Raw genomic sequence first — 8264 nt, forward strand, 5'->3', positions numbered from 1 at the left:
TGAGGTGCCCGGCCGGACGCACGGCCTCGTCCACGGTCCCAGGAGGTCACGCGTGATCCGCGTGCTCGTCGTGGACGACTCGGTCGTCATCCGACGCCTCGTCACGCAGACCCTCGAGCGCGACCCCGAGATCACGGTCGTGGGGACCGCCGCCGACGGCCGCCTCGCCCTGGCGAAGGTCGAGCAGCTCGAGCCCGACCTGATCACGCTCGACATCGAGATGCCCGTGCTCGACGGGATCGAGACGGTGCGCGCCCTGCGTGCCGCGGGGCGGCGGATGCCGGTCATCATGTTCTCGACGCTCACCGAGCGCGGAGCAGGGGCGACGCTCGACGCGCTCACGGCCGGGGCCACGGACTACGTGACCAAGCCCAGCGGCACGGGCTCCGTGCAGACCGCACTCGAACGGGTCGGGCTCGAGCTCGTCCCCAAGATCAAGGCGCTCGTGCCCGGTGCCCGCCTGCCCGCGGCGGCCCGGTCAGGAGGGGCTGCCCCGGTCGCCGTGCCGACCACGCGCAGGGCGGCGCCGAGACGTCCGGTCCGCGCCGTCGTCGTCGGCTCCTCGACCGGAGGGCCCGACGCGCTGCGACGGGTCTTCTCGGCGATCCGCGAGCCGCTGCCCGTGCCGGTCCTCGTGGTCCAGCACATGCCGCCCGTCTTCACCCGCCAGCTCGCGGAACGGCTCGACCGTGAGGGGCCCACGACCGTTGTCGAGGCCGTCGGAGGAGAGATCCTCGCGCCCGGTCACGCCTACCTCGCGCCCGGCGGGCGGCACCTCGAGGTCGTGCGCCGTGGCTCCAGCCTGGCGACCACCGTCACGGACGGGCCACCGGTCAACTTCACGCGCCCCTCGGTCGACGTCCTGTTCCGGTCCGCGGTCCAGGTGCTCGGTGGCGACCTGCTCGCGCTCGTCCTGACCGGCATGGGCTCGGACGGGCGCGACGGTGCCGGTGCGGTCGCCGGGGCCGGGGGGCACGTCGTCGCCCAGGACGAGGCCTCGTCGGTCGTGTGGGGCATGCCGGGTGCCGTGGTCACGGCTGGGCACGCCCACCAGGTCCTCCCGCTCGACCACCTCGCCCGCGCCGTCGTCTCGGCGATCGAAGGAGCACACGCATGACCGTGTCCACCCAGTCGTTCTCGTTCGTGAGCGACCTGGTCCGCCGGCACAGCGCGATCCAGCTCGCCCCCGGCAAGGAGTACCTCGTCGAGTCTCGTCTCGGACCGCTGGCCCGGGAGAAGGGGCTCCACGGCATCGACGCCGTCGAGCAGTACGTGCAGCGGTACGTGCGCACCGGCTCGAGCGGTGAGATCGTGCGCGTGATCGAGGCCATGACGACCAACGAGACGTCGTGGTTCCGTGACACCTCACCGTTCACGGCCCTGCGACGGGTCGTGCTGCCGGCCCACGGCGACGGTGACCTGTCGATCTGGTCCGCGGCGTGCTCGACGGGTCAGGAGCCATACAGCATCGCGATGGTCCTGGCCGAGCAGGGGCACCAGCGCTTCCGGATCCTCGCGACCGACATCAACGCGCAGGTGCTCGACCGTGCCCGTGGGGGTCGGTACAGCCAGCTCGAGGTCAACCGGGGGCTGCCCGCCCCGATGCTCGTCCGCCACTTCCGGCGGGCCGGCGCGGAGTGGGAGGTCGACCCCGCGCTGCGACGGAACCTGACCTTCGAGAAGCACAACCTGCTCACGCCGCCTCCGGGCGTCGGGACGTTCGACGTGGTCTTCCTGCGCAACGTCCTCATCTACTTCGACATGCCCACCAAGCAGTCGATCCTCGCCCGGCTCCGTAGCCGGGTGAGACCTGGCGGTTACCTGATCCTGGGTGCCGCCGAGACGACCGTCGGTGTCGATCCCGCGTGGGAACGCGTCGACGGCGCACACGGCTCCATCTACCGACTCCGAGGAGGCAGCGCATGAGAGCGCTGGTGATCGACGACTCGCGCGTGATGCGCCGCATCGTCGCGTCGACGTTGAAGGGTCTCGGCTTCGAGATCGCCGAGGCGGGGGACGGGCGCGCAGCGCTCGACCTGCTCGAGGCCGGTGAACGCTTCGACCTGGCGTGCGTCGACTGGAACATGCCCGTGATGGACGGACTGGAGCTCGTCCAGGAGGTCCGCAAGCGCCGGGACTGGCGCGACCTCACGCTCATGATGGTCACGACCGAGTCCGAGCAGAACCAGATCGTGCGCGCCCTCGCGGCAGGGGCGCACGAGTACCTCATCAAGCCGTTCACCCCTGACGCGCTCGAGGCCAAGCTCGACATGCTCGGGCTGCTGCCGCAGAAGGAGCTCGCATGACCGACACCACCTCGACGCTCGCCCAGAGCGTCGTCCCGATGGCGCAGGACCTGTTCACGGCGATGGTCGACGGCGAGCCGGGGCTCCTCCTGCCCATGGAGGCTCTGGAGGAGCCGATCGCCGACCCCCTGTACGCCTGGGTCGACATCGTGGGGCCGGCGGTCTCGCGCACGCTGGTCGTCACGGCCCGTGAGACCGCGGACCGTCTCGCCCGCTCGCTCCTGCTCAAGGAGGACGACGAGCCCGTGACGCTCGAGGACGTCCAGGACGCGCTCGGGGAGGTCGCGAACGTCGTCGGGGGCAACCTCAAGGCCATGATGCCCGAGGGGTCCTCGCTGACGCTGCCCGTGGTCGAGCACTCCGAGCCCTCGGCCTCCCGCCCGGCCGACCACGAGCAGGCGCTGCTCTGGTGGGGCGGCCCGATCCTCATCCAGCTGTGGACCTCGACGAACGGAGAAGACCTGTGAGAGTCCTCGTGGCGGACGACAGCCGCGTCATGCGACAGATCGTCCTGCGGACCCTGCGCCAGGCGGGCTTCGGCGACTGGGACGTCGTCCAGGCCGGTGACGGCGCCGAGGCGCTCGCCCTGACCCGCGCGGAGAAGCCCGACCTCGTCCTGTCGGACTGGAACATGCCCGAGATGAACGGGATCGACTTCCTGCGTGCCCTGCGCGCGGGCGGTTCGAGCGTCCCGTTCGGCTTCGTCACGTCGGAGGGCTCGCCGCAGATGCGCGAGCTCGCGGAGAGCGAGGGGGCGCTGTTCCTCATCGCCAAGCCCTTCGACGCCGGCACGTTCGAGTCGGCGTTGCGCCCGCACTTCCGCTGACCGCACCACGCGCGCACCCCAGCGAACCACCCACCGAGAGACCCCGGAGGACCCCACTCGTGACCACCACGCCCCTGCCTCAGCTCAAGGAGATCAAGGACCTGTACGCGGGCCTGGTCGGCCGTGCGTGCACGGCCGTGCCGGCCGGCCGGCTCATGACGCCCGAGACGAAGGGACTCGTCGTGGCCACGTACCTGAGCAACCGCGGCCAGGTCGAGGCCGTGGTCGCGGTCGACGTCCCGCTGGGCGCGTACCTGGGCGCGTCGATCGGGCTCATGCCTCCCGGACCGGCGAAGGACGCCGCGGCGGACGGGCGTCTCAGCGACGTCCTGCTCGAGAACGTCTCCGAGGTCCTCAACGTCACGGCCGGGCTGTTCAACACCGAGGACGCCCCGCACCTGGTGCTCGCCGACGTGTTCGACTCGACGCGGGCCGCCCTGCCGGGCACCGCCGTGTCGTTCCTGCGCAGCACGGGACGCCGGCTCGACGCCGAGGTGGAGGTCGCGGGCTACGGCGGGGGCGCGTACACGGTCGTCCTGCGGTAGTCGTCACGTCTCCACGCACGAAGAGAGGCCCGTCCGGGATCCGGACGGGCCTCTCTTCGTGCGTCGTGCGTCGTGCGTCGTGCGTCGTGCGTCGAGCGGGGATGGACGAGCAGAGCGCCCGGTGCGGTGCGGACGGCGGTCAGGCCGGGACGAGCTCCCGACGAAGGTCGAGGCCCTGGCCGTCGAGGATCGTCTGGATCGCGGCACCGGTGTCCGGGTGCACCAGGACCGGGGCCATGAGGTTGACGCTCACGACCCCGTCCCGTGCGGTCGCGACCACGAGGACCACGGGGTCCTCGTCGGTCGCCCCGATGAGGTCGAGGTCGCCCGCCGGGATGGCGGGCGCGTAGTCGGGCACCCAGCGGCTCGGGTCGACGACGAGCAGGTCGACTCCAGGGGTGTCGAGCGCCGCGAGCGTGTAGACGCCGTCCGTCTGCTCCTCGAGCAGCTCGAACCGGCGGGCCGCGAGGCCGGGGGGCGGGGTCACGAAGGTGATGGTGGTCATCAGCGGAGGTAGTCCATGAGAGTGGGCTGCAGGAGGTTGGACCCGATGCTCAGGGTCGCCTGGTAGGCGACCTGCTTGAGCTGGAGGTCGATCGCGATCTCGGCGATGTCGGCGTCCTCGATCCCGGCGCGCTGCGTCTTGAGCGCGAGCTGAGAGTCGGCGTTGGTGTCCGTGGCGCGTTCGAGCTGGTTCTGCCGTGCGCCGACGGTGGTGTGCTGGGTCAGGACGGCGGACAGCCGGGAGTCCACGGCCCCGAGGTGGCTCCGGACGTTCGTGCCGGCCCGCAGGTCGGCCACGACCGTGTCGAGGAGGGCGAAGACGGAGCCCGCTCCGGCGCCGAAGACCGCGGCCCCGTCGATGTCGACCTGGACGGTCGAGTCGGCACCGATACGTCGCTCGACGCTGCTGCCGGGGACACCGGTGAAGGTGTAGTCGTCACGGAACGCGACCCCCTCGTCGGACGTGCCGGCGAACACGTTGCGCCCCAGGTAGGTGGTGTTCGACTGGCGCAGCAGCTCGGAGCGGAGCTCGTCGAGCTCGACCGCGATGGCTTCGCGCGCGTCGGGCGACGCCGTGTCGGAGGCTCCTTGCATCACGAGGTCGCGCACGCGCTGGACGACGTCCGTGACGGACCGCAGCGCCGAGTCGAGCGTCGAGAGCCAGCCGTCGCCGTTCTCGATGTTGCGCTGGTACTGCTTCTCGGTGGCGAGCTGGTTGCGCACGGACAGGGCGTCGGCCGCCGCAGAAGGGTCGCTCGACGCACGGACGAGCTTGCGTCCGGACGTGCCCTGCTCCTGGAGCTCGGCCATCCGGGCGAGGTTGGCCTGCATGCTTCGTGTGACGAACGAGGCCTGCATCTGGTTGGTGATGCGCACGGTTCTCCCCTAGGAGACGGGCGGGCCGGCGGGCCGGCGCGGCGGACGGTTCTGGTGGGTCACAGGCCGACGCGGCCCGTGCGGTTGATGAGCTGGTCGAGCATCTCGTCGACCGCGGTGAGGACGCGCGCGGCCCCCTGGTAGGCGTGCTGGTACTGGACGAGGTTCACGGTCTCCTCGTCGAGCGAGACGGCCGAGTTGGACAGCAGGTCGGAGAACGCCGCGGTGGACGCGATGGTCGCGAGCTTCGCGTCGTACGTCGCCGAGCTCGACTTCACGGCGATCGTCGCGACGTGCGCGGACCAGCCGGCATCGGGACCGTCGGACGCGACGCCGAGTCGTGCGATCTTGTCCGCGACGGACCCGTCGAGCGCGCCACCGCCGCCGCCAGCGGCGACCTGCGAGGGGTCGGTGACGGCGACCTTGATGCCTGACGCCGGGGGCTTGCCCGCGTCGAAGACGAAGAAGGGACCGCCCGGCGCGCCCGTCGTCGTCTGGGCCGTCGTGTGGAGCGCGTTGACCTGGGCGGCGATCGTCGAGGCGAGGGCGTCGTAGCCCGCCGCGGCCTGGGCGTACACGCCACCGGACGACGCGGGCGCCAGGGCGGACAGGTGCCCCGCGAGGTCCCCGCCCTCGAGGGCGACCTGCGCGCCGGCGCGGTGCGCCCACTCGAGGCGGACAGGGTCCGTGGTCACGCCGTCCATCGACTGCGACCCGGCCAGCTTGACCGGGTTGGTCGTGGTGCCGTCGACGAGCAGGTTGCCGCCCAGCAGGACGCTGACCGTGCCGTCCGGGTTCATGCTGGCCTGGGCGCCGGCGACCTGCGCGAGCGAGGCCGTCACCTGGTTCCGGTGGTCCACGAGCTCGTTGGTCGAGACACCCTGACCTGCGGCGTCGCGGATCTGTGCGTTGAGGGCCGCGACCTTGTCCGCCATCGCGTTGACCTCCGAGACGAGGGAGGTCGCGCTCGTGCGGGACTGCTGCCACTGCCCGGCGACCTCCGCGCGACCCGCGACGAGCCGGTCGACGATGCCCACCGCGCGCTCGATGACCACGCGCGCCTGGGCCTCCTTCCCGGGGGCGTTCGCGACGTCCTGCCAACCGCTCCAGAACGACTGCAGGGTCGCGGACATGCCCGTGTCCGAGGGCTCGCCGTGGATGTCCTCGACCGCGTTGAAGGCCGTGGCGCGCACCACGGAGTACCCCTCGTTCGACGCGGTCTGCCGCACGCGGGACTCGAGGAAGAGGTTCCCGAGCCGCGCGACGCCGTCGATGCTCACGCCCTGGCCGTTGCGCACGGGCTGGGCGAAGCGCGCCAGGCCCATCTCGGCCAGCGGGGAGACGGACGACTGCTGGATGCGCTGACGCGTGTAGCCGTTCGTGTTGAGGTTGGCCACGTTCTGACCGGTCACATCGATACCGGCCTGTGCGGCGTTCAGGCCCTGACGGGCGGTGTTGAGGATGGCGAACGAGCTCATGGGCGCGGTTCCTTACAGGATCGTGTCGAAGAGGCGGGCGACGGCGGACTGCGCCGTGGCGGCGCCGGTCGCGTCGTAGGTCCGCGCCTCACCGCCGAGCGTCGCGAGGGTCTCCTGCGTCGAACGTGAGGCGTGGTTGACGATCTGGGTGTTGGTGTCCCGGACGGTCTTGATGCGCACGGTCAGCTCGGTCAGGCCGGCGAGGTGCCCCTCGAAGATCTCGCGCCACGGTCCGGTGCTCTGCGCGGCCGCCGCGATCTCACGCAGCGTGGCGTCGGGGGACAACCCCCAGGACGAGGCGACCGTCTCGGAGGCGACGGTGCGCACGAGGGTCGCCTCGCGCACCTTCTCCATGACCGTCTCTACCTCACGGTTGGCGTGCGCGAGCCAGCGGGTGCGGCCGGCCGTGAGGAGCAGCTGCTCCTCCTCGAGCTTGAAGAGCAGCATCTCCAACAGCTCACGCTCTCGCCACAACAGGGTCGACAGCTCCTGAGGGCCCAATGCGGCTCTCCCTTACGTGCGGCGTGGTCGGTCGGGACGGCGGGCCGCGAGGCCCGCTCGGAGACCACTGTCGGTCGCTGCGGCGCGGATGTGGCGACTGATCGTCGACCGATCCGCATGGGAGTCCTTGACGCGGTCGCTACCGCGTACCTCGCAGCGTCCTCCCCGGTGCCCACCCGGGGCGGTGCGACGCAGGGTGCCCCAGCAGATGCCCAGCAGAAAGGTGCTTCGGCGTGAACCTCTCCGAGCGCAACGCTCTCGTCGTCGACAACCTTGCCCTCGTCGGCTTCCTCGTGTCCGACCTGTGCGCCCGAGCGGACCACCTCTCGCGGGAGGACCTCGCGTCGGTGGGGGCGATCGCGCTGACGACGGCCGCGACGGCGTACGACCCGGCCCGGGGGGTGCCCTTCGGTGCGTACGCCCGACGCCGCATCGTCGGCGCCCTGTCGGACGAGCTGCGGTCCCAGGACTGGGCGCCCCGGTCGGCGCGCAAGCGGATCAAGGAGCTCACCGCGGTCGAGGCCACGCTGACGGCGTCCCTGGGCCGGGAGCCGACCGACGCCCAGGTCGCCGAGGCGATGGGCGTCGTGGTCGCGGACGTCCGGGCGATCCGCGACGACGCCGGCCGCTCGATCGTCGCGGTCGACGACACGATGTACGAGCACGTGGTCCTCGACGCACCGAGCCCCGAGGAGCAGGTGCTCGCGACCGAGGAGCGGCACGTCGTGCGCGAGGCCGTCGCGGCCTTGCCCGAGCAGCTGCGGTACATCGTGGAGGAGGTCTACTTCGGCGGCCGTACCGTGGGCGCGCTCGCCGAGGAGCTCGGCATCGGGCACTCGACGGTCTCGCACGCGCGGATCGAGGCGGTCCGCCTGCTGCGGGAGGGGCTCGAGGCGCACTACTCGGACCGGGAGGCACGGGGCTCGACGGCGCCGCTGTCCGCACGCCGTCGCGAGTACCTGGCCGACGTGGGGGACAGGGTCGCCGGTGGCGCGACCCGCCGTGCCGCCTGGTCCACCCCCGCGGCCTCCTGACCCCGAGGTCGCGGCGACGACCTGCGGCGAGATCTCACCCGCTCGGTGCCAGACGACGGCGCGATCCGTGCCGACAGTCGTGGTCGACCGGCCCATGGATGGGCTGGGGGACCATCTTTCTCGCCCGTCTCACGGAGGACTCATCATGGGCTTCAGCGTCAACACGAACGTCTCTGCACTGAACACGTTCCGTA

Annotated in this window: 11 protein-coding genes; 7 read left to right on the forward strand and 4 right to left on the reverse strand. The window is 71.6% G+C overall.

Annotated elements, in window-relative coordinates; translation table 11 throughout:
- The 6 genes from H9640_RS15305 to H9640_RS15330 all read left to right on the forward strand — a co-directional run.
- Nucleotides 1–1117, forward strand: a 1117-nt coding sequence (locus H9640_RS15305) for a protein-glutamate methylesterase/protein-glutamine glutaminase (protein ID WP_225227316.1), incomplete at its 5' end; no start/stop codon positions are given.
- Nucleotides 1114–1926: a CheR family methyltransferase gene (locus tag H9640_RS15310; RefSeq protein WP_191791650.1), complete on the forward strand. Its 813-nt coding sequence runs from the start codon at nt 1114–1116 to the stop codon at nt 1924–1926. The genes H9640_RS15305 and H9640_RS15310, both read left to right, overlap by 4 nt.
- On the forward strand, nt 1923–2306 hold the full coding sequence (locus H9640_RS15315) for a response regulator (RefSeq protein WP_138825814.1): 384 nt from the start codon (nt 1923–1925) through the stop codon (nt 2304–2306). The genes H9640_RS15310 and H9640_RS15315 overlap by 4 nt, the downstream gene beginning before the upstream one ends.
- On the forward strand, nt 2303–2773 hold the full coding sequence (locus H9640_RS15320; protein WP_191791651.1) for a chemotaxis protein CheX: 471 nt from the start codon (nt 2303–2305) through the stop codon (nt 2771–2773). The genes H9640_RS15315 and H9640_RS15320 overlap by 4 nt, the downstream gene beginning before the upstream one ends.
- Nucleotides 2770–3132, forward strand: a complete 363-nt coding sequence (locus tag H9640_RS15325; RefSeq protein WP_191791652.1) for a response regulator — start codon at nt 2770–2772, stop codon at nt 3130–3132. Before H9640_RS15320 ends, H9640_RS15325 begins: the two co-directional genes overlap by 4 nt.
- Nucleotides 3133–3191: 59 nt before the next feature.
- Entirely contained in the window at nt 3192–3677 is a 486-nt protein-coding gene (locus H9640_RS15330; RefSeq protein ID WP_191791653.1) for a hypothetical protein, read from the forward strand.
- A 139-nt stretch (nt 3678–3816) separates the two neighbouring features.
- On the opposite strand, the gene fliW is transcribed toward H9640_RS15330, so the two are convergent.
- Genes fliW through H9640_RS15350 form a run of 4 tightly spaced genes read right to left on the reverse strand, consistent with a single transcriptional unit; the run spans nt 3817 to nt 7036 of the window.
- Complete coding sequence (fliW, locus tag H9640_RS15335; protein WP_191791654.1) at nt 3817–4182, reverse strand: flagellar assembly protein FliW; 366 nt, start codon at nt 4180–4182, stop codon at nt 3817–3819.
- Nucleotides 4182–5057, reverse strand: a complete 876-nt coding sequence (gene flgL, locus H9640_RS19750) for a flagellar hook-associated protein FlgL (RefSeq protein ID WP_307823970.1) — start codon at nt 5055–5057, stop codon at nt 4182–4184. The genes fliW and flgL overlap by 1 nt, the downstream gene beginning before the upstream one ends.
- 59 nt (nt 5058–5116) lie before the next feature.
- Complete coding sequence (gene flgK, locus H9640_RS15345; RefSeq protein ID WP_191791655.1) at nt 5117–6535, reverse strand: flagellar hook-associated protein FlgK; 1419 nt, start codon at nt 6533–6535, stop codon at nt 5117–5119.
- A gap of 12 nt (nt 6536–6547) precedes the next feature.
- On the reverse strand, nt 6548–7036 hold the full coding sequence (locus tag H9640_RS15350; protein ID WP_138825802.1) for a flagellar protein FlgN: 489 nt from the start codon (nt 7034–7036) through the stop codon (nt 6548–6550).
- Nucleotides 7037–7269: 233 nt separating this feature from the next.
- Here H9640_RS15350 and H9640_RS15355 point away from each other — a divergent pair, with 233 nt between their 5' ends.
- The gene (locus H9640_RS15355) at nt 7270–8070 is read left to right on the forward strand and encodes a sigma-70 family RNA polymerase sigma factor (RefSeq protein WP_191791656.1); all 801 of its coding nucleotides are present in this window, start codon (nt 7270–7272) and stop codon (nt 8068–8070) included.
- Nucleotides 8071–8264: the final 194 nt, after the last annotated feature.

Source organism: Oerskovia gallyi, from assembly GCF_014836745.1.
In the GTDB taxonomy this organism is placed as follows: Bacteria; Actinomycetota; Actinomycetes; order Actinomycetales; family Cellulomonadaceae; genus Oerskovia; species Oerskovia paurometabola.

What these genes read in the sequence shown, in the direction of transcription:
- H9640_RS15310 (WP_191791650.1), top strand. Translation starts at nt 1,114, where the DNA reads ATGACCGTGTCCACCCAGTCGTTCTCGTTCGTGAGCGACCTGGTCCGC.
- H9640_RS15315 (WP_138825814.1), top strand. Translation starts at nt 1,923, where the DNA reads ATGAGAGCGCTGGTGATCGACGACTCGCGCGTGATGCGCCGCATCGTC.
- H9640_RS15320 (WP_191791651.1), top strand. Translation starts at nt 2,303, where the DNA reads ATGACCGACACCACCTCGACGCTCGCCCAGAGCGTCGTCCCGATGGCG.
- fliW (WP_191791654.1), bottom strand. Translation starts at nt 4,182, where the DNA reads ATGACCACCATCACCTTCGTGACCCCGCCCCCCGGCCTCGCGGCCCGC.
- flgK (WP_191791655.1), bottom strand. Translation starts at nt 6,535, where the DNA reads ATGAGCTCGTTCGCCATCCTCAACACCGCCCGTCAGGGCCTGAACGCC.